The organism is Peribacillus frigoritolerans (genome assembly GCF_040250305.1).
Taxonomy (GTDB): domain Bacteria; phylum Bacillota; class Bacilli; order Bacillales; family DSM-1321; genus Peribacillus.
Window position 1 is genome coordinate 3,722,843 of record NZ_CP158190.1, and the last position, 21,000, is coordinate 3,743,842.

Consider the following 21,000-nt stretch of genomic DNA (forward strand, 5'->3'; position numbering starts at 1 on the left):
CGATGACAGAGAAGTAGTTGCCCTTACACTGTTTTCCTTTTGAACTTGAACAGAAACAGTGGAAAGAAAACTCTTCGATTGGCGGAGAAGAAGGGGATGTTTGAATTTGGAGTGTTTACTCGTGAATTTGGGCTTTTACTCGTAAGTTTTAGGATTTTACTCGTGAATTCGATGCTTTTACTCGTAAGTTTTAGGATTTTACTCGTGAGTTTCGAGATTTCACTCAGGAATTGGAGTGTTTACTTGTGAATTTGGGCCTTTACTCGTGAGTTTTGAACTTTTACTCGTGAATTTGATGCTTTTACTCGTGAGTTTTGAGCTTTTACTCGTGAATTTGAAGAGTTTACTTGTGAATTTGTGCGTTTCTCGTAAATTAGTAGCTTTTACTTGGAATTCGCAGTTTTTACTCGTGAATTTCTTTCACTTCTTTTGGCGAAACAGCAATACGAGTTGCCTTTATATTGTTTTCTTTAATGTTCCCGTTCGGATAAAAGAAACAAAAAAAGACAGGATTCCTTTTCACCAAAGGAATCCTGTCTTTTTAATTACAAATTATTTTGCAGCGCTGTAACGTTTTGCAACCTCATCCCAGTTTACAACATTCCAGAAAGAATTGATGTATTCAGGACGACGGTTTTGGTAGTTTAGGTAGTATGCATGTTCCCAAACGTCCAATCCAAGAAGCGGTGTTTTACCTTCTGATAATGGATTGTCTTGGTTTGGTGTACTTGTTACTTCCAACTCGCCATTGTTGACTGCAAGCCAAGCCCAGCCAGATCCAAAACGAGTAGTAGCCGCTTTAGCGAACTCTTCTTTAAAGCTGTCAAAGCTTCCGAATTTTGAAGTGATAGCATCCGCTAATTCACCAGTCGGTTGTCCGCCGCCGTTAGGTGAAAGGATTTCCCAGAATAAAGTGTGGTTAGCATGTCCGCCACCATTGTTGCGTACAGCAGTACGAACAGATTCAGGTACTGCGTCAAGGTTAGCGACGATTTCTTCAACGCTTTTGCTTAGAAGTTCTTGGTTACCTTCTAGGGCATTGTTCAGGTTTGTCACATATGTGTTGTGATGTTTAGTGTGGTGAATGTTCATTGTTTCTTTGTCGATGTGTGGTTCTAATGCATCATATGCATACGGTAATTGTGGAAGTTCAAAAGCCATAATAAAATTCCTCCCTATGTAAGCTTTTTTTTTTGAGGGCTTCAGTTCTCGAAAGATACCTAAAGCTCGCTAGAAATAGAGTATCAAATTTTTGTAACCGTTTCAAACCTTATGCCTCAATTTTTCATTTTTCGATTATATTTCCTATGAGAATACCACGAATAGAAAATATCCAATCATCAGAAGTTGGATGATGCCTTTTGTAATGACGCTGCTTATAAAGCCTACAACGGAACCAAGGCCGATTTTCGAAGCAGTAACCGGGTCTTTTTTATGTACTATGATTTCTGCCAGGAATGCCCCGATGAATGGTCCTATTAGTATTCCGAGGAACGGGATCACGAATGGCCCGACCAGAAGCCCAATCGTACTGCCCCAAATTCCCGCTTTCGTGCCTCCATACTTTTTGACCCCGACCATGTTCGCAATATAATCAGCTGCGAATAAAAGGATGACGAATAAAATTTGGACCGTCCAGAAAAACCAGCCAAATGGTTCAAAAGAATAAAATAGTCCATAGAGCAATATTCCGCCGAAAATGAATAAAACACTTGGGATGATTGGAAAAATCAGACCGACAAACCCCATTATGAACATGAGGGTAATTATTATCCAAAATAGTGTATCCATTTACTAAAACTCCCCTTTCTCATTTGATATATAATTTGACTTTATCTCTTCATAATTACCTCATTACTGATGGTTAAAACCAATGAAGCAGAATACAGGTTGTTTTATTTTTCCCGTATAGTTAAAATTGGTTAGGAATCTTATATAGTTAGGTGCTGAAAACATTGAACATATTCAAACAACTATGGGTAAGCTTGTATTCTCCTAAAGATATCGCTTCCTTTCAAAACCAAGGTATCGGGAAAACGATTTTATTCGTTTTCTTTATCAGTCTCATCGCCTTTCTCCCTTCAGCTTTTTATTTTGGGACAATGATAGTTGACGGGATAGATGCCATGCACGAAACAGTATCCGAAGACTTACCGGCATTTGAAATCAAAAATGGCACGTTGACAACTGAACAAGATAAGCCATTTAGCCTTAATAAAAACGGATATCAAATTTTCGTAGATGGCACGGGAGCCTTGACCCCGGAAGAAGTAGCCGCAAAAGCTGATGAAGCTGTCGCACTTTTAAAGTCTGATCTGGTTTTCGTATCCGGAGGCAACGTGCAATCCTCTCCATATTCAGTTCTGGAGGGAGATAATCAGGAAATATCCACTTGGCTTGATTCAGTTGAATCTGTTCTGCCTATCATCCTTCCATTGCTTCTACTTATATTATACCTGTTTACTGCTACCGGAATCTTCATTAAAGTGACAATCCTTGCCGCTTTCGGTCTTTTTTTCAAAAATGCTCTTGGCCGTCCTCTTTCCTATAGGCATCTATGGAGAATCGGTGCTTACAGCATAACGCTTGCCACCGTATTCTTCACCATCATGGATGCTTTTCAAGCAATGGTACCGTTCGCTTCCATCATTAGCTGGTTTGTGACATTGATGATGTTATATTTATCCATTAAAGAAACATCAGCCAATAAGATCGGAAATTGAAAATTTACAAGAATGGACTCAGACTGTAGGCAAACTCGATGAGAATCGAGTTTGCCTACAGTCTTTTAAGGCTTTGTAAAATTCGTGATTGACCAGGGCGGTCTTTGCGCCTGCGGGGTCTCCCTAAGACACGTTTTTCCCACAGGGATCTCGCACACCCGTTCCAATCAACTTGTTTAAAATTCAGATAGAACCCCACTTGTCTGCAAACTGAGATTCGACCACCTGGTCCGGCTCTTTTTGCTTAAGCATAAAATCGGGTAATCATGCCTTTGCAGTATATGACTACAGTCATCATTTTTTTATATCTACTTAATTCGACAAAATACTCACTAAGTTATTCCTATACTTATTGTTGAAATAGTATTTAAGAGGTGATAGACGTGAAGGAGAGTCATATTGATGTACAGTGGTTGTTACTCATAACGGAGGCAAAAAAGAGTGGTCTGACCCCAAAGGAAATTCGCTCCTTTCTTAACACTCATTCAAATAATAAGGATGTTACTCAACTGAAATAGAAAAATTTGAATGGTCACTCTCACATTCCATTTGAAAAATCGCCCATTTTTAGGCATATTTTTTGCCCCCTCCAAGTATAGATGAATTAAAGACAAGCTTGGGAGGATGGAAAATTGAAACGGCTACTGCTTTTTATCTCATTCTGTTTCACTTTATTTATTATTTATTTTGATTTGACTACGGGTACCCTGCCGGCTTCCCATCCACCGGCCTCAACAGGCGAACCGGCCGTCCCGGCCAGCCAGCCTGCATCCGCACCATCTGCCGCTTATAAAGAAATTACCATGAAACCGGGTGATACCTTACTTTCCATCGTCGAAACGGAAAAAGGCGGATCCAATCAGCCAATCGAAACGATCATCACTGACTTTCAAAGTTTGAATGAAGGATTGAAGCCCGAGGATATGCAGATTGGCAAAACATATAAGATTCCCGTTTACAAATAACCCCCAAAATAGGAATCTGCCCCTTCACAAGAACCTTTTAGGGGATTTCCCGGCACCGGTTGTATCCATAAATTAGGAGATTTCTCATCATAAAAAAACATTATGCGTCCTATTTCCTTGTCAAGCGGTATGTACATTGATACAATATTTCAGAGAAACAAATAAAAATCAAAACTGATTTTTTCCTAAAGGAGAGAATTCCACTTGAGTGAAATCATACATCGCACCAAGACGCGGCCAATTAAAGTCGGAAACTTAACGATTGGCGGCAATAATGAAGTTATTGTACAAAGCATGACAACGACAAAAACACATGATGTTGAAGCAACGGTTGCAGAGATTCTTCGCCTTGAAGAAGCTGGATGCCAAATCGTACGTGTCGCCTGTCCGGATGAAAGGGCAGCTGATGCAATCTCTGAGATAAAAAAACGGATAAACATCCCTCTTGTAGTCGATATTCATTTCGATTATAAACTTGCTCTGAAGGCAATCGAGGGCGGAGCTGATAAAATCAGGATTAATCCTGGTAACATCGGTCGCCGTGAAAAGGTTGAAGCAGTAGTGAAAGCTGCGAAGGCTAAAGGAATACCAATTCGCATCGGGGTCAATGCTGGTTCTCTAGAGAAGAAAATCATCGAGAAATATGGCTTCCCGACTGCTGATGGAATGGTAGAAAGTGCTTTACACCATATCAAGATCCTGGAAGATTTGGATTTTCATGACATTATCGTTTCCATGAAGGCTTCCGATGTGAATTTAGCCATCGAGGCATATGAAAAAGCTTCAAAAGCATTCGATTATCCCCTACATCTTGGGATCACGGAATCAGGTACACTGTTTTCAGGAACCGTAAAAAGCGCTGCCGGACTAGGTGCCATCCTAAGTCAGGGCATCGGAAGCACGATGCGTGTTTCCTTAAGTGCCGATCCTGTCGAAGAGGTGAAGGTGGCAAGGGAGCTTCTAAAAGTATTTGGCCTTGCTTCCAACATGGCCACTTTAATTTCCTGCCCTACTTGCGGTCGAATCGAGATTGATTTGATTTCCATCGCCAATGAAGTTGAAGAGTACATCCAGACGGTTAAAGCGCCAATCAAGGTATCAGTGCTTGGTTGTGCGGTAAACGGCCCTGGAGAAGCCCGTGAGGCTGATATCGGCATTGCCGGAGCCCGTGGTGAAGGTTTACTGTTTAGAAAAGGTCAAATTGTTCGTAAAGTGCCTGAAGAGACGATGGTCGAGGAACTTAAAAAGGAAATTGACAAAATCGCTGAAGAGTACTATGAAAAACAAAGAGCCGAAGCTGCTGCTGCAGCTTTACTAAATAAATAAAACAAAGAATCCCGAATTTTCATTATCGGGATTTTTTGTTTTATACCATTTGAAAAACCCTTTGATGCATTTTTGAAAATGACATCAAAGGGTTTACTGATGTTAAAAGAACGGCAGGATGAATATGCCAACGATGATGGAGATTGCACCAATGACGATCGCCCAAGTACCCAAGTTCGATCCCCGGCTTCTGGCCACTATCCCTACAATGATACCCACAATGCCTAAAATGAAAGGCATCATGAATAAAGATAAAATGGAGATGATCAAAGCTATGACACCAATCGCTTTCCCTCTTGATGCCACATCCCCAAAACCATTATCCTCTGCAGGCTCATCATTTTTATATGACCTGATTCGCTGAGGCGGTGTTGAAATTTCGGCAGACGTTTCTTCCTGATACCGGTTATCCATATTGGTTATGGTCCCACGACTTTCATATCGTCTGTCATCTTCAGGTGTATCTTCATTATAATACCGCTCATGATGCTGATCATCCACAACGGTTGGTTCACTGCCCTCTTTCGCCAATTGCATTTCATCGTCAATACTGGAGTATTGATCTTTTTCCATTCGTGCATCCCTCACTTTCATTTGTGAAGCATTTATAGTGTATGTAAAAATCGCGGAACCCATCGTGAAAATGGTTTCATGTCTTGGAAATAAATACGCGTTTTTACCAAAGCTATGATGGGATATGTTACACTATTACAAGTACCTGAAAACGAGGAGAGATTCATCATGAAAAAACGTTTTGGCATCGATATAGACGGGACTGTTACAAGACCTGATTCCATGGTCCCCTTTTTAAATAAAGCTTTTCAGCTGAATTTAGCTTATGAAGATATTACCGAATATGACTTATTCCCCTTCGTGAATGTTCCAAAAGAGGATTTCACTAAATGGTTCATTGAGAGCGAGCCACTTATCTATTCCGAATCATTATTGGCTGAAGGTGCGAAAGATGTATTGGAAAAATGGACAGAACAAGCTAATCTTTATTTCATCAGTGCCAGAAGCAACCGTTTATTGGATGTAACAAAAAATTGGTTCACGTCGAATGAAGTCCTATATGATCATATTGAGCTTGTAGGCTCACACGATAAAGTGGCTGCAGCCAAAAAATTCGAAGTCGATCTCTTTTTAGAGGACAAGCACGATAATGCAGTGGCGATTTCAGAAGAGTGTAAAATACCCGTGATTTTATTTAATACTCCTTACAACCAAGATCCCGTGCCTGAAAGAGTGATTCGGGTCAACAATTGGCAAGAAGCCTCTGCCTGGGTGAATAATTGGATGTCAGGGCAACCGGCAACTATAAAATGAGACAAGAAAAAAACCATTGACTGGAGGTCAATGGTTTTTATGCATCCAAAGATACGCTACATGCGGGACAGCGTCCGTAAATTTCAAATTTATGTCCCGAAACATCGTAGTCCTTCAAGCTTTCCTGAAGTTCCTGCATCGGGCACAATTCGATTTCTTTCGTTTTTCCACAATTCAAACAGATGAAGTGGTGATGGTGGGAAGAATGACCGCAAGTAAAACGAAAACGCTTTTCCCCTTCCAACTCGGTCGCTTCAAAGATGCCCAGTTCTACAAATAAGGAAAGATTTCTGTAAATCGTATCGAAGCTTAAACCTGGATAATCCTGCTTCATATTCTCCAATACATCTTTGGCCGTTAAATATTTATCGCTGGAAGAGAAAAGCTGAAGCATTTCTTCCCTCTTTCCTGTATGCTTAAAACCTTTATCTTTTAATAGTTGCATGGCAGTAGTTACGTTCATAATACATCACCCCATCTATCGATTTTTCCACTTATCAAACAAAATTGACAAGATGAGAATTAATACAGCTATTATTACAATGGTCCCGCCAGGAGCGAGGTCAAGGCTGTATGATAAGAATAATCCGCCTATGACGGATACTTCACCGAATAAGACCGAATATCCAATCATCTGCTTAAAACCCTTTGCAAAGCGGAGACTAGCAGCTACCGGGAGCGTCATGAGGGAAGAAACAAGTAATATGCCAATGATTTTCATGGAAGCGGCAATGACCAGTGCGACCATTACAATAAAAATAAAATGAATCGCTTTATAAGGTATCCCAGACGCTTTCGCATGCTCTTCATCAAAAGATAACAGAAATAATTCTTTATACAATAGGGTGAGCATCAAGGCTACGACTATCCCCACTGCCAAAATGACATATAAGTCAGCCCGGCTGACGGCGCTGACACTGCCGAATAAATAACCGTATAAATCCGTATTGAAACCATCTGCAATGGATATGAAAATGACACTAAGACCCATGCCGCCTGACATTATGATCGGGATTGCAAGCTCTTGATAATGCTTGTACACCCCTCTTAATTTTTCAATGAATAATGAACCACCTACAGAAAACGCCATTCCTATATAAAGTGGATTCAATCCTGCTAAAGATAGAAAGCTCTTCTGCAGTAATAAACTAAACGCTATCCCAGCTAGCGCTACATGACTTAGCGCATCGGAAATCATCGACATCCGCCTTACCACGACAAAAACGCCCACTAATGGCGCAATCGCTCCGATGATGATTCCTGTCAAGAATGCGTTCTGCAAAAATTCAAATTGCAATATCCCCGATATCATTGGGCTATCCTCCAAAACATATTAATGATCATGATTTAAAAATTGGACCCCATGTCCATAAATGGACGAGAGCTCACCTTCATCCAACTCATTATATTCACAGGCATCCCCGTGAAAATGAAGCTTTTTATTTAAACAGGCGACATGTGTGACTTTATCGGTCACAGTACCAACATCATGAGTTACTAAAATCAGGGTTATTCCTAATTTTTTATTCAACATCTCAAGCATTTCATAAAATTGGTGGACGTTTTTTGAATCAACGCCAACCGTTGGCTCATCCAATATCATCAATTCCGGTTCGCTGACCAGTGAACGGGCAATGAACACCCTCTGCTGCTGGCCTCCTGACAATTCCCCGATATTTCGGTTCTGATATTCAAGCATATCCACGGATTCCAGAGCCTTCTTCACCTTTTGCTTATCCTCTTTGCCTGCAAACTTAAACAAGCCGATTTTTTTGGTCAACCCGCTCTGAACGACTTCAAAAACTGTGGCAGGAAACCCAGAGTTGAAGGAGTTCGCCTTTTGGGAAACGAAACCGACCTTTTGCCAATCTTTAAAGCGTCGTATGTCTTCCCCGAATATTTCAATTTTTCCCTTTTGGAGCTTGAACAGACCAAGCAGCAACTTCAAAAGCGTTGACTTACCGGACCCATTCGGCCCAACGATTGCTAAGAAGGCCCCTCTAGGGATTTCAAGCGAAACATGTTCTAGCACTAGATCTTTTGTATATTTGTAAGATATATCTTCAAATTTAACTATGGGGTTTACTACATTATCCAAAGAGATCACCTATTTTTTTTAAGAATCATTACGATTAACAATCGTTAGTATAAATCAAAGAAGCCAAGATGTAAAGAAACCGGTCCTCTGAACAAGTTCCGGTACGCCCTGAACCATAAAAAAATGTGAGCTGAACCAATCTTACCGTAATCAAACAAAGTTTCATGTTCACATACGTCTTCCTCCTTCATATGTTTTAACAAAGGAGGAGATCGTTTGAAATTATTTGAAATGATGGTCAATCATAAAATCAACAGTATACGCCCTGATGAACTGCTTTCCCTTGCTAAACAGCATAAGGTTGCACTCACTCAAAAACAAGCACAGGATATCACCGCACTTCTAGCAGGTAAAAATATTAACATTTTTGATATACGTCAAAGACAGAACGTGCTTGGTCAAATTACAAAAGTTGCCGGAGCAAGCACAGCCAGGGAAATAGAATCCCTCTTCAACAACCTTACTTCCACTTTTTAAAGATCTTAAGCCAGCTGAGCTTTATTTGAGCATACTTAATCCAAATGCAAATGAAAGGACGATTCATCTTTTTCGATGAATCGTCCCTATTATGATTATTGTTGAAATCTGATCTTATCCAATAGATCTTCATCAAATTGATTATTCTTGAACATATCAATTTCAAATTTATATGGTGCCTTTTTGTCTTTTTTGTCTTCCCCTACATAAGGTGTTTCCAGGATTTTCGGAACACTGCTTAATTGCGGATGGTGAACAATAGCATTCAACGCCTTAAAACCAATATGACCAAATCCAATGTTTTCATGGCGGTCCTTGCGGGTGCCGCGTTCGTTTTTGCTATCGTTTATGTGAAGGACCTTGATGCGGTCAACACCGACCAATTTATCAAATTCATTCAGTACGCCATCAAAATCCTCGATGATATTATATCCGGCATCGTGAGTATGACAAGTATCGAAGCAAACCGATAGTTTTTCATTATGGGTCACACCATCAATGATCATCGCCAGCTCTTCGAAAGACCTGCCACATTCAGAACCTTTACCAGCCATCGTTTCAAGGGCAATCTGAACTTTATCGTCGGCAGTCAGCACCTCATTCAAACCTTCGATGATTCTCTTGATTCCCAGTTCACTGCCTGCACCAACATGCGCACCTGGATGGAGTACGATCTGCCTTGCGCCAATGGCTTCGGTCCGATCGATTTCGCTGCGTAAGAAGTTGACTCCAAGCTCGTATGTGGCTGGATTCGTTGTATTTCCTATATTAATGATATACGGGGCATGGACTACGATATCGCTGATTCCATTCTCCTCCATATGCAGTCTTCCGGCTTCGATATTTAAATCCTCGATTTTTTTACGTCTTGTGTTTTGAGGGGCCCCTGTATAGATCATGAATGTGTTGGAGCCATACGAAGCCGCTTCTTGACTCGCAGCAAGAAGCATACCTTTCCCGCTCATTGAAACATGCGATCCAATCTTCAGCATCTGATTTCTCCCCTATTTCTTTCTCTGTATACGACGTTCGCGTTTTTTAAAGTTTTCCACATCTCGTTGAATTTTCTTCTTGTATCCTGGCTTGACTTTAGTTGGCTTCTTGACGTGCCTGCTCGCTTTAACATCGATTTCAGATTTTTGTTTTTTACGGTTTTTCCGTTTATTACGTTCGTCGATATCAACCCAATCACCGTTTTGGATATCGGCATCATGGAACTCAATGCCCATTTTTTCAAGCCGGTTCAATGAATCTTCATCGGAAGTATCGTAAATGGTAGCGGCAATGCCTGAATATCCTGCACGAGCCGTCCTTCCCGTCCTATGGATATAAAAATCCAAATCTGAAGGCAATTCATAGTTAATGATATGACTTACACCTTCAATATCGATTCCACGGGAAGCCAGATCTGTCGCTACGATGAATTGATACTCCAAATCATTGATTTGCTTCATCATTTTTTTACGCTCACGAGGCGTTAAATCCCCATGTATACGGCCGACGTTCAACCCTTTTTCGATCAAGGAATTAGCCACATGGTCCGCCATTTTCTTTGTGTTCGTGAAAACAATCGCCAAATATGGATTATAACGAACGATGATATCATGAAGTAACTGCTCTCTGTTACGGTGGCGAAGCGGCACGAGAACATGTTCAATTTTCGAAGCGGTCGCCTGCTTGGGATTCACTTGAACATACTTTGGATTCTCCATATATTTATTCAAAAACGGCTTCAATTTTTCTGGGATGGTTGCCGAAAAGACAAGCATTTGAATTTTTTCAGCCATACGTGATGCAAATAAATCGACATCTTCAAGGAATCCCATGTCTAGCATAAGGTCCGCTTCATCGACTACAAGCATTTTTGCTGTATACACCTGTAATGCCTGAGCTTCAACCAAGTCCTTGATTCGGCCCGGCGTACCGATTACCAATTGCGGCTGTGTCTTCAATTTATCTATCATTCGCTGTTTATCGGTACCACCGATGAAACAACGGACTTGAATCTGCTCATCCTCAGGGAAATGGTCAGCAATTTTCAAAGCTTCTTTGTAGATTTGGTTCGCTAACTCACGGGTTGGTGCGGAAATAATCGCTTGAACCTCATTCTTACCGGCATCAAGCCTGTTCATGATCGGCAGCAAATAGGAATGTGTCTTCCCTGTTCCTGTCTGCGACTGTCCAATTAAGCTACTTCCCTTTAAAAGCGACGGAAGCACGCGCTCTTGAATTTCCGTCGGCTTATCGAACCCTAAAGTACGAACCGCATCTAGAATGTAGCTTTTCAAATTAAATCGTTCAAATTGATTTTGTTTCATCAAAAAACTCCTTTATCCTGTCAGTCATTAGACATGTCCTGTTATTATAATAAATTTTACACAAAAAGCGCAAGCGCCTGGGTTGCTCGTGAAGAAAATAGGGATTGACCCATAAGGCGCTTTTTGCCTTATGAGGGCGATCATCTTTTTCACAACGAGCTAGGCGCTGAAGCTGGATTACACAAAAAGCGCAAGCGCCTGGGTTGCTCGTGAAGAAAATAGGGATTGACCCATAAGGCGCTTTTTGCCTTATGAGGGCGATCATCTTTTTCACAACGAGCTAGGCGCTGAAGCTGGATTATACAAAAAGCGCAAGCGCCTGGGTTGCTCGTGAAGAAAATAGGGATTGACCCATAATGGGGCAGGCCATCATTTTTTTCATTGTGACCCATTTACTTAACAATAGCGCTTGCGCTGAGGTTAGTTCTCTTAAAATGGACTCTTGCAAACGAAAAGCCCCTGTCCTGGTCATAGCGTATCCCCCGCAGACATGGAGCTAAAAGACTACCGTTACCATCTTACCTTCTTTCCGGTTACTTCACAACTGCCCAGTCACTCTTTCCTCAAACCTTTTTTGTCGAGTTGCATAATTTATATAGAAGAATACACCAGCATATAATATCTGAGGAGGTGAAACCTATGTTCCCAAATAGAAATCGTCAACCCGGACCCGGTTTTCAGCCACCCAACGGCCGAAGGATGCAGCAGCACCCTGCTCCATTCAGACAGTCACCGCAAATCCCCCCTTATCAGCAGATGCAGCGGCCGATGGCACAAAACAGACGGCAGGTGCCTCAGGGCCCTCAAGGTTTCCGCGGCCCTTTCAACCAACCGCAGCGGCAGGAGATGCCGCCAGCAAAGAAAGAAGGGTTATTGGCAAAAATACTAGGTAAGTCGAAACAAAAAGCAGCATCGCCAAATTTGTTTGCGCCAGCCGGGTCCTCAAACCAAAGTTCTTCAAGAAGCAGCGGAGGCGGTATCTTAGAAACATTAAAAAACCCCGATTCCCTTAATAACATGCTTTCCAACACGCAAAAAGTATTGCAAGCAGCGGAACAATTCACACCCATGGTGGAACAATACGGACCAGTGATTAAAAACCTGCCTTCCATGTGGAAAGTTTTCCGGAGCATTTCATCAGCCGGTGATAACGAGGATCAGGAAGCTTCCGTTGAAAGCGAGACAAATGTTGAGGTACAAAAAAACATTGAGGTAAAAACGGATTCGAAGAAAAAAGAAAAAGCTAAAGAAGCTAACCCCATCGCCCAAGTCCGTACCGAAACCAAAAGGGAAAGGTCATCCGGTCCGAAGCTTTATATTTAAAGGCTGCAAAAAATTTACCAATAACTGATTTTATGTAAATATGATGTTTTGTAATATCATCTATGGTCTTATATAATAGAAAGGTATAAAAAGTGAGAGTTTCTTGCCTTGAAGGAGGACACATAGATGAAAGTGATTAAAATTTCACCGCGCGGCTATTGTTATGGCGTTGTCGATGCCATGGTCATCGCCCGTAATGCGGCTTTAGATAAAACATTGCCACGTCCCATTTACATTTTAGGAATGATTGTGCATAACAAACATGTGACGGATGCGTTTGAAGAAGAAGGCATCATCACGTTGGACGGCAGCAACCGCAACGATATCATCGAACAGGTGGACAGCGGAACCGTCATCTTTACTGCTCACGGCGTTTCACCTGAGATCAGGAAGATCGCCGAGAAAAAAGGTCTTGTCACGCTCGATGCTACATGTCCCGATGTTACCGCAACACATGACTTAATTCGGGAAAAACAAGCGGAAGGCTATCAAATCATTTATATTGGCAAAAAAGGCCATCCGGAACCAGAGGGTGCTGTCGGAGTTGCTCCTGATGTCGTTCACCTGGTTCAAAAGGATGAAGATGTGGAAGCCTTGACTTTGAATAGCGATAAGATCATTGTCACCAATCAAACAACGATGAGCCAATGGGATGTATTGGATATCATGGATAAGGTCAAGGAAAAGTTTCCACATGCCGAAGTCCATAAGGAAATTTGTTTAGCGACACAGGTTCGCCAAGAAGCAGTTGCCGAGCAAGCTGGCGAAGCTGATGTTTTAATCGTTGTTGGAGACCCCAAGAGTAATAATTCAAACCGCCTTGCACAAGTTTCCCAAGAGATTGCCGGCACGAGAGCTTATCGGATCGCTGACATTTCCGAGCTGAACCTTGAATGGCTAAAAGATGCAGAAACGGTTGCCGTCACTTCAGGGGCTTCAACACCAACTCCGATCACGAAGGAAGTTATCGCATTTTTGGAGCAATATGAAGCAAATGATGAATCGACTTGGAATACCGAAAAGAAAACGCCATTGCATAAAATTTTACCTAAAATTAAAGTGAAAAAATGATTTCACAAAAAAGAAAGGCAGCCACTAATGGCTGCCTTTTTCGTGTTATTTAAATGAAACGGAAAGGGTCTGTATTCAGCCGGGATGGAATGAATTCCACATCGTAGTTCTTTTCGCGGCACACTTTTTCAAGGATTCGTGCCACCCCTTTTTTCATCACCTTTTCAACATTGTGGCCTGGATCCACGATATTCAATCCAAGCATCATCGCGTCATGGGCTGTATGGTAATACATGTCACCTGTAACGTATACATCAGCTCCCTTGAACTTCGCTGTCGTAAAGTATTTATTGCCGTCTCCGCCCAACACGGCCACTTTTTTGATTGGGCTTTGCAAATCTCCAACGACACGCACCATTTCAACATCAAGTGTCCGCTTCACATGTTCGGAAAATTGTTCAAGTGTCATTTCTTCAGGAAGTACACCGATCTTCCCTAAGCCAAGAGACTCCCCTTTATTCTCCAGTTTATATATATCGTGGGCAACTTCCTCATATGGATGGGCTTTGATCATCGCAGATAGCACTTTCTTCTCGATATTTTCCGGGAATATCGTTTCGACCCGCATTTCAGCTACTTCTTCAAGCTTTCCTTGGGAGCCAATTACCGGCTCACTGCCATCACCTGGCAAGAAGCGTCCGGTACCTTCCCCGGAAAACGAACAATTGCTGTAATTCCCGATCGCTCCGGCCCCTGCCTTACCTAGGGCTTCCCTCACCTTTTGTGCGTCGGTCTTTGGAACATATACGACCAATTTCTTTAGAGCTGTCTCGGTAGTTGGAATCAATACTTCTGTGTCCTGCAATTGCAGCGCTTCGGCAAGTAAATCATTCACTCCGCCCTTAGCGACATCCAAATTGGTATGCGCAGCATAAACAGCGATATCATGTTTGATCAGCTTTTCGATGATGCGGCCTCCAGCAGTGTTTGTATCGATCCTTTTCAATGGTCGGTAAATAAGCGGATGATGGGCGATGATCAATTCCGCGCCATGTTCTATCGCTTCGTCTACAACCTCTTCCAGCACATCAAGGGCAATCAGCACTTTAGTCACCGGCTTATTGAGCTGACCGACATGCAGCCCGATCGGATCTCCCTCCATTGCATAATGCTTTGGGGAGAATTGTTCAAACGTTTCAATGATTTTGTGACCATTAACTGTCTTCACCTTTAAGCACCTCCTCAATTACGGAAATTTGGGATTTTAATTCATTGCGCTTCGTTTCCAGTCCGCTTCTTCCGCTTTCATCCAATTGTTCGATGATTCTCTCCAAATGTTTTTTCTCTAGCTGCCATTTTTTTATGAAAATGTCACTGAATTGCTCTTTTAAGTATGGACCGAACGTGAGGCCTGCTTGCTTGTTTACCCGATAAGGGCGGAGCGGGTCCCCTTTTTCGGCAATTAAGATTTCATAGATTTTCCCATCTTCCTCAAGGATTTCCTCTCCACTAAGTTCCCAGCCGTTTTCGATTAGCCAGCTGCGAACATTCGCTGCACCGACATTAGGCTGAAGGATAAGCCTTTCTGCCTTGCCGAGTTTCCCTTTTCCGCTTTCCAATATACTTGATATTAAAGTCCCTCCCATGCCTGCAATCGTAATGCAAGTCGCTTCATCGGGCTTCAATACTTCAAGCCCGTCTCCTTTACGGACCTCTATCTTGTCCCCAAGACCCGTCATTGCCACTTGCTTGCGTGCTGACTGATATGGCCCTTCTACAACCTCACCTGCTATTGCGCTGTCACACAAGCCGTTAGTCACAGCATAGCACGGCAAATAAGCATGGTCGGAACCTATATCTGCAAGGATGCTTCCTTTTGGTATATGTATGGCAACACGTTCTAATCTCATCGATAGTTTTTCATGATTCATATTTATCAACTCTCTTAATTCAAATAATTTCTTACTATATTAGCTTCCCATTCGATTATACCAAGTTCAATCGAAAAATTACAGAAAGGAGAAAAAGGACTCTTTCTATCAGTGGGCAGAAGAAACTTTCCATCTGGAATCTTCCTTTTCTGAATAAATGAAAAACTGACTCAAAAAGTTCGCTTTCCAACGATTTCTTGAGTCAGTTTCATGAATTATTTCAGTCCATGAATATATTCGGCCATGGCGTCAATGTTCTGTTCTTCGACTAAACCTGGTGGCATTCCACCTCGTCCATTAGTGATCACGTCTTTGACCTCGTCCACCGACAGACGATCGCCAACTCCTTTTAGGGCAGGTCCGACGCCGCCTTGATAGGCATCACCATGACAAGAGATACAGTTTTGCTTATAGATGTCCTCAGGTGATGCTGAGGCACTTTCTGTTTCTTCTGTCTTTTCGCCGCCCTCTTTTTCCTTAGCAAGATCTTTGGCATCACCCAAACCTTTAAACGAAAGTAAAAACATAAGTCCAATACCAAAAACCATGATAATAATAAAAGGCATTACTGGATTGCGATTCATAGTATTTCCTCCCCTATGTAGAACCTAAACTTACCATATTTAATATTATATACAAACAGCTATATATTATTTTACTTGAAAAGAGTTTCAAGTAAAAGCCCAAAAATAGAAGATATTATATAATTTCTTAAAATTGTCAAAAACTTATGTATATTTCCAAACAGTTTTACTTTTTCTTACATATATTTCATAATACCCTAAAACCACTGATTAAAACCGCTAGAATGTCTTAAAAAAAAAGTAAAGAGTGATCATTGCTCCCAGGCCTCCCGCTATGGAAAAATGGAGCAGCTTCAGTTTTTTGCCCATTAAAATCCAGAGTCCGCAATTAATGAACAAGAAAATATAAAGGATACTCACTTGGCCGGGTGCCATGAATTCGGCAAAACTGACAGTTAATAAAAGCAAAGATAGCGTCATTCCCATCAAGGCCATTTGAAAAATGATTTTCCTGCCGGTAAAGCGGCGGACCGCCAGCCCAAAGACAAGAATTGAAATTGTTGTCATAAGCATTTGCATTCTTATGGGTATTTCAGTAAAATAATTCAAAAATACAATAAATGCAAAAAGGGCCCCAATCAACAACCCGGAAAAGATGTCGTTTTTTACGCTCCCGGTTTTAGCCGAATTGGATGGCGGCAGTTCGCCTTGACAGTATAATGCCAGCAGATAATTACAATATTGCTCCGGAAGCATACGACTTTCCTTCCAGGAGTTTATTTCTTGAATGATGATTTTCTTTCTCATCTCATCCATGAATCTCACATCCTCATGATGATCATTTCTTTTAACGACTTAGCTTTTGAAATTTTTTACATTCAATTGGTAATTATTGTTCTTGCAGGATATTTTTACATCGAAACTGAAAAAAAGAGCCGCTCCCGAACGCTGGGCATTCAAAGAGGGCTCTGTGAAGGGCATATATTCTATTCCAGGAAATCTTTCAGGCGTTTGCTGCGGCTTGGATGTCTCAGTTTACGCAGCGCTTTCGCTTCGATTTGACGGATACGCTCGCGGGTGACCCCAAATACTTTCCCTACCTCTTCAAGAGTACGGGTGCGGCCATCATCAAGTCCAAAGCGGAGTCTCAAGACGTTCTCTTCACGGTCAGTAAGAGTATCCAATACATCTTCAAGCTGTTCTTTCAATAGTTCATATGCTGCATGCTCCGATGGCGAAGTTGCATCCTGATCTTCAATGAAATCACCTAAATGTGAATCGTCTTCTTCACCTATTGGCGTTTCCAATGAAACAGGTTCCTGAGCTATTTTCAAGATTTCACGAACTTTTTCAGGTGTTAAGTCCATATCCTCCGCAATTTCTTCCGGAGAAGGTTCACGTCCTAAATCCTGAAGAAGCTGTCTTTGGACACGGATCAATTTATTGATGGTTTCCACCATATGCACCGGTATCCGGATCGTTCTTGCTTGGTCGGCAATCGCACGGGTTATCGCTTGGCGAATCCACCATGTTGCATACGTACTGAATTTGAATCCCTTGCGGTAATCAAATTTTTCGACTGCTTTGATAAGTCCCATATTACCTTCCTGAATCAAATCAAGGAAAAGCATTCCGCGTCCGACATAGCGCTTGGCGATACTGACAACAAGACGAAGATTAGCTTCTGCCAAACGGCGTTTCGCTTCTTCATCTCCATCCTCGATTCTCGTCGCCAGAGAGATTTCCTCTTCTGCCGATAAAAGGTCGACCCGACCAATTTCCTTTAGGTACATGCGTACTGGGTCATTGATTTTAACTCCAGGAGGAACACTTAAATCATTTAAGTCAAACTCTTCTTCTTTTGCAAGCTTCTTCTCATCCGGATCATCTTCATCCTCGTCTTCCTCACCATCAGTGAGTATTTCGACGCCGTTTTCTGCTAACACCTCATAGAACTCATCCATTTGATCGGAATCCAATTCAAAACCGCCAATCATTTCAGCGATTTTTTCTAAAGTCAAAGAGCCTCGTTTTTTACCTAGCTCTAGTAATTTTTCTTTCACCTGTTCAAGGCTAAATTCATTATCAACTTGTTTGGAACGTGCTGGTTTTTCAGCCATTAGTTCCCCTCCTTCCAGGACTTACACCTAAACGACTACAACATTTTACGCAATTTAATGATTTCCATGGCAATTTGTGCAGCTGTGACATAATCACTTCGCCTAACTGCATCTTTTTCTTCAACTTGTTTTTCTTTTATCTTTAACAACTTTTCATATTTCAACACTTGATTTATACAATCGGTCAGTTCTTTATCGGTAACTTCCTCATTAACTGACATCATTTCTATTTCCGAAACGATCCTTCTCAAGTTTGGATCCGGTAAATAAGTAAGGAAAAAGCTTGTATCCGGTTCGTGTCCATCTTCATAGAACGCATATAAATAGGTGATGATTGCCTGATGTTCATCTACATGAAAGACCGTTTGTCCAAGCAATTGCTGAATTTTGAAAGTCGTATCCCTGCTTTTTAGCATATGGGCGATCAACTTCATTTCAGCATTATGGTGAGCAGGCTTTAATTTATGCTCATATTGCAGGGACATTTGCTTTTGGGCTGCCGGCTGCGGCAGTGTCCCCTTCTTGCGTTCCGTAAAGAACACCTGACGCTGCTGCTGTTCCAGAGCATCCAATGATAGGGAAAATTCAGAGGATAGCTGCCGAAGATAATGATCCCTCTCCACTGCATTTGGCAATCGTGAAATTTCTTTAAGGACTTCTTCGATATATTGAATTCGATCTCCTTCATTATTTACATTTTTCCCTCGACGCAAATAATGCATTTTGAATGCCATGTAGGTTAAACTGGCCCCTATTACTTCAGAAACAAAGCTTTTTTCACCGAATTCCTTTATGTAGTCATCGGGGTCCAAGTTATCAGGCATGAGAGCAACTTTCACGGTAAATTCATGGTCCTGTAGCATATTAACTGCACGATTGGCAGCGTTCAATCCTGCTGAGTCCGAATCGTAGCATATAAGTATCTGGTCAGTATTTCTTTTTAAAAGCTGGATATGCTGGTCCGTCAGGGCAGTACCCATTGTAGCGACCGCATTCTCCACACCTGCGCCAACAGCTGAAATGCAATCGGCAAAGCCTTCAAAAATGACTGCTTGTTCTTTCTTTCGTATGTGTGGTCTTGCATGATGGAAATTATATAAAGTTTTACTTTTATTAAAGATTGGCGTTTCAGGACTATTCAAATATTTGGGCTCGTCGTCCCCCATTGCTCTTCCTGAAAACGCAATCGTATTTCCTTGATGATCCATAATTGGAAACATGACTCTATTTCTGAAACGGTCAAAATATGACTCGTCTTTTTCCCTGTAAATAATAAGCCCTGCCTGCTCCATGTATTCCGCTGGAAACCCGCGTTTTAAAAGAAACTTGGACACGAAATCCCATGAATCCAAAGAGTAGCCAATTTGGAACTTTTCTATCGTTTCTTCAGTAAACCCGCGTTTAAGTAAATATTCGAGAGCATCCTGCCCCTCTTTCGTATTAACGAGGAGATGATGATAAAACTTCCTCAGCAGGTCATGTGCCTCAACCATTTGCTGCGAGCCTGCCGGCATGTTAGAACGCTTGGAATCCTTATTGATATCAACATCCAAAGGAACATTTCCTTTTTCAGCTAAAACTTTTGCTGATTCCACAAAGCTGTAGCCTTCTATATCCATTAAGAAGGTAAAAATATTCCCCCCTGCCCCGCAACCAAAACAGTGAAAGATTTGTTTTTCCGTTGAAACGGAAAACGAGGGCGAGTTTTCACCATGAAAAGGACATAGGCCAAAGTAATTGCGCCCCTGCTTCTTCAACTGGACATACTCCCCAATTAAATCAACAATGTCAACAGCTTCACGAATTTGATTAATTTTCTCATCTTCTATACGGCCATTTATCATTTTTCCACCTTGCAATATTGGTGATAGTTTTTAATTCGATACTGTTTCTTAATTCCCTGCAAAGTTCGACAATGTTTTCAAAAGTTTATTTGTAAAACATGCACGATCTTCCTTCGTGAATGCTTTCGGCCCTTTTGTATGCTTACCCTGCCTGCGGAGTTTCGCCGACTGATAGCGCATATCCAAGAGCATGAAAATATTCTCGTCAGTGTATTCTTTTCCCCTTGGCGAAAGGACATAAACGTTTTTAGGAAGCAGGGTCCCAGCCAAACCAATATCTGCAGTAACGACAATATCACCCTTTTTTACTGAGTTTACTATATAAAGATCTGCCGCTTCTTTGTCTGCATCGACATATACCCATTTACCTTCAGGGTTATTCATCATATTTTTATATGATGCAACAAAACAGACTTCAACATCGTGCAAACTTGCACAATGAAGGATTTCGTCTTTCACCGGGCATGCATCGGCATCGACGTGTATCGTAGGTTTATTATTCATACCTTCTAATTCTACATCTTTCTGCATAATCCTTTTTCTCCCCTAAACTTTATGAAGATATGGTGAATTTTCAGCATTATCCAGAGGGTTTCCTCTAAAAGAGCACACATTATTCTTCAGGGCATACCTGATCATTTATGTGAAAGCGCATCTTTTGCTTTGAAAAAGACCAGCCCCTCCTGAATTATACGGAACATGTCGAATTATTTTTATGATAAAAACCTTGACATCTCATTAACCTTTAGTTTATTCCTTATTAATTAAGTCTAAACCTTAAGATTACTTTTTTCTCACAATTTTTTATTATAGTCTATTTGATTAGAAGATGCCAACATTTAAATTCCGAATTTGTTTTCATTCAAATCAAAGGATTTACAGTTGGAAACAAAGAGGAATTTTATGTAATTATTTTGAACTTATTCTTTTTATTTCCTTTTAAACCTTGGCATTAAAATGTGAGCTGACACATAAAGTGCCTAGCTCACATTTTGATTTGCCTTAATTTATAAG

The 21,000-nt window shown here is 41.4% G+C and carries 23 protein-coding genes; 8 read left to right on the plus strand and 15 right to left on the minus strand.

The window, feature by feature from the left end:
• Positions 1-552: 552 nt before the first annotated feature.
• Entirely contained in the window at positions 553-1,161 is a 609-nt protein-coding gene (sodA, locus tag ABOA58_RS18220) for a superoxide dismutase SodA (protein ID WP_350299484.1), read from the minus strand.
• A gap of 144 nt (positions 1,162-1,305) precedes the next feature.
• Complete coding sequence (locus tag ABOA58_RS18225; RefSeq protein ID WP_350299485.1) at positions 1,306-1,791, minus strand: DUF456 domain-containing protein; 486 nt, start codon at positions 1,789-1,791, stop codon at positions 1,306-1,308.
• Between the two features lie 164 nt (positions 1,792-1,955).
• Between ABOA58_RS18225 and ABOA58_RS18230 the strand changes: the two genes are divergently transcribed.
• The 4 genes from ABOA58_RS18230 to ispG all read left to right on the plus strand — a co-directional run bounded on the left by ABOA58_RS18230 (position 1,956) and on the right by ispG (position 5,014).
• Positions 1,956-2,723: a DUF1189 domain-containing protein gene (locus ABOA58_RS18230; RefSeq protein WP_350299486.1), complete on the plus strand. Its 768-nt coding sequence runs from the start codon at positions 1,956-1,958 to the stop codon at positions 2,721-2,723.
• A 383-nt stretch (positions 2,724-3,106) separates the two neighbouring features.
• Positions 3,107-3,241 (plus strand): anti-repressor SinI family protein, encoded by a 135-nt coding sequence (locus ABOA58_RS18235; protein ID WP_241665149.1) that lies wholly within the window; start codon positions 3,107-3,109, stop codon positions 3,239-3,241.
• A gap of 114 nt (positions 3,242-3,355) precedes the next feature.
• Positions 3,356-3,688: a hypothetical protein gene (locus ABOA58_RS18240; RefSeq protein WP_350299487.1), complete on the plus strand. Its 333-nt coding sequence runs from the start codon at positions 3,356-3,358 to the stop codon at positions 3,686-3,688.
• 213 nt (positions 3,689-3,901) lie between these two features.
• Positions 3,902-5,014, plus strand: coding sequence for a flavodoxin-dependent (E)-4-hydroxy-3-methylbut-2-enyl-diphosphate synthase (ispG, locus tag ABOA58_RS18245; protein WP_185116202.1), 1,113 nt, complete (start codon positions 3,902-3,904; stop codon positions 5,012-5,014).
• Between the two features lie 102 nt (positions 5,015-5,116).
• Here the strand turns inward: ispG and ABOA58_RS18250 are convergent, their stop codons facing one another.
• Entirely contained in the window at positions 5,117-5,587 is a 471-nt protein-coding gene (locus tag ABOA58_RS18250; protein WP_350299488.1) for a DUF308 domain-containing protein, read from the minus strand.
• Positions 5,588-5,755: 168 nt separating this feature from the next.
• On the opposite strand from ABOA58_RS18250, the gene ABOA58_RS18255 reads away from it, so the two are divergent.
• Positions 5,756-6,340, plus strand: a complete 585-nt coding sequence (locus tag ABOA58_RS18255) for a 5' nucleotidase, NT5C type (RefSeq protein WP_350299489.1) — start codon at positions 5,756-5,758, stop codon at positions 6,338-6,340.
• A gap of 37 nt (positions 6,341-6,377) precedes the next feature.
• Here the strand turns inward: ABOA58_RS18255 and ABOA58_RS18260 are convergent, their stop codons facing one another.
• The 3 genes from ABOA58_RS18260 to ABOA58_RS18270 are packed head-to-tail and all read right to left on the minus strand — an operon-like array spanning position 6,378 to position 8,438.
• Positions 6,378-6,803 carry a Fur family transcriptional regulator gene (locus tag ABOA58_RS18260; protein WP_101222584.1) on the minus strand — a complete coding sequence of 142 codons (426 nt, stop codon included), beginning with the start codon at positions 6,801-6,803 and terminating at the stop codon, positions 6,378-6,380.
• Between the two features lie 15 nt (positions 6,804-6,818).
• On the minus strand, positions 6,819-7,652 hold the full coding sequence (locus tag ABOA58_RS18265) for a metal ABC transporter permease (RefSeq protein ID WP_350299490.1): 834 nt from the start codon (positions 7,650-7,652) through the stop codon (positions 6,819-6,821).
• A 21-nt stretch (positions 7,653-7,673) separates the two neighbouring features.
• Positions 7,674-8,438: a metal ABC transporter ATP-binding protein gene (locus tag ABOA58_RS18270; RefSeq protein WP_053535720.1), complete on the minus strand. Its 765-nt coding sequence runs from the start codon at positions 8,436-8,438 to the stop codon at positions 7,674-7,676.
• A 216-nt stretch (positions 8,439-8,654) separates the two neighbouring features.
• Between ABOA58_RS18270 and ABOA58_RS18275 the strand changes: the two genes are divergently transcribed.
• Positions 8,655-8,915, plus strand: a complete 261-nt coding sequence (locus ABOA58_RS18275) for a DUF2624 family protein (protein ID WP_063233031.1) — start codon at positions 8,655-8,657, stop codon at positions 8,913-8,915.
• Positions 8,916-9,010: 95 nt separating this feature from the next.
• Here ABOA58_RS18275 and ABOA58_RS18280 read toward each other — a convergent pair whose 3' ends face one another.
• Together ABOA58_RS18280 and ABOA58_RS18285 are read right to left on the minus strand one after the other, a co-directional pair.
• On the minus strand, positions 9,011-9,907 hold the full coding sequence (locus tag ABOA58_RS18280) for a deoxyribonuclease IV (protein ID WP_350299491.1): 897 nt from the start codon (positions 9,905-9,907) through the stop codon (positions 9,011-9,013).
• 12 nt (positions 9,908-9,919) lie between these two features.
• Complete coding sequence (locus ABOA58_RS18285) at positions 9,920-11,233, minus strand: DEAD/DEAH box helicase (protein ID WP_350299492.1); 1,314 nt, start codon at positions 11,231-11,233, stop codon at positions 9,920-9,922.
• Positions 11,234-11,872: 639 nt separating this feature from the next.
• On the opposite strand from ABOA58_RS18285, the gene vrrA reads away from it, so the two are divergent.
• Positions 11,873-12,556 carry a VrrA/YqfQ family protein gene (gene vrrA, locus ABOA58_RS18290; RefSeq protein WP_350299493.1) on the plus strand — a complete coding sequence of 228 codons (684 nt, stop codon included), beginning with the start codon at positions 11,873-11,875 and terminating at the stop codon, positions 12,554-12,556.
• A gap of 126 nt (positions 12,557-12,682) precedes the next feature.
• Entirely contained in the window at positions 12,683-13,627 is a 945-nt protein-coding gene (locus ABOA58_RS18295) for a 4-hydroxy-3-methylbut-2-enyl diphosphate reductase (RefSeq protein WP_048685698.1), read from the plus strand.
• Between the two features lie 49 nt (positions 13,628-13,676).
• Here the strand turns inward: ABOA58_RS18295 and ABOA58_RS18300 are convergent, their stop codons facing one another.
• From ABOA58_RS18300 to ABOA58_RS18330, 7 genes are all read right to left on the minus strand, one after another.
• The gene (locus ABOA58_RS18300) at positions 13,677-14,795 is read right to left on the minus strand and encodes a Nif3-like dinuclear metal center hexameric protein (RefSeq protein WP_350299494.1); all 1,119 of its coding nucleotides are present in this window, start codon (positions 14,793-14,795) and stop codon (positions 13,677-13,679) included.
• Complete coding sequence (locus ABOA58_RS18305; RefSeq protein ID WP_350299495.1) at positions 14,782-15,498, minus strand: tRNA (adenine(22)-N(1))-methyltransferase; 717 nt, start codon at positions 15,496-15,498, stop codon at positions 14,782-14,784. The genes ABOA58_RS18300 and ABOA58_RS18305 overlap by 14 nt, the downstream gene beginning before the upstream one ends.
• A gap of 215 nt (positions 15,499-15,713) precedes the next feature.
• Positions 15,714-16,082, minus strand: a complete 369-nt coding sequence (gene cccA / locus ABOA58_RS18310; RefSeq protein ID WP_095389799.1) for a cytochrome c550 — start codon at positions 16,080-16,082, stop codon at positions 15,714-15,716.
• A gap of 219 nt (positions 16,083-16,301) precedes the next feature.
• Positions 16,302-16,838, minus strand: a complete 537-nt coding sequence (locus ABOA58_RS18315) for a hypothetical protein (protein ID WP_350299496.1) — start codon at positions 16,836-16,838, stop codon at positions 16,302-16,304.
• A gap of 170 nt (positions 16,839-17,008) precedes the next feature.
• Positions 17,009-18,142: an RNA polymerase sigma factor RpoD gene (gene rpoD / locus ABOA58_RS18320; protein WP_034308477.1), complete on the minus strand. Its 1,134-nt coding sequence runs from the start codon at positions 18,140-18,142 to the stop codon at positions 17,009-17,011.
• A gap of 35 nt (positions 18,143-18,177) precedes the next feature.
• Positions 18,178-19,983, minus strand: coding sequence for a DNA primase (dnaG, locus tag ABOA58_RS18325; protein WP_350302912.1), 1,806 nt, complete (start codon positions 19,981-19,983; stop codon positions 18,178-18,180).
• A gap of 51 nt (positions 19,984-20,034) precedes the next feature.
• The gene (locus ABOA58_RS18330; RefSeq protein WP_101223469.1) at positions 20,035-20,490 is read right to left on the minus strand and encodes a YaiI/YqxD family protein; all 456 of its coding nucleotides are present in this window, start codon (positions 20,488-20,490) and stop codon (positions 20,035-20,037) included.
• Between the last annotated feature and the right edge of the window lie 510 nt (positions 20,491-21,000).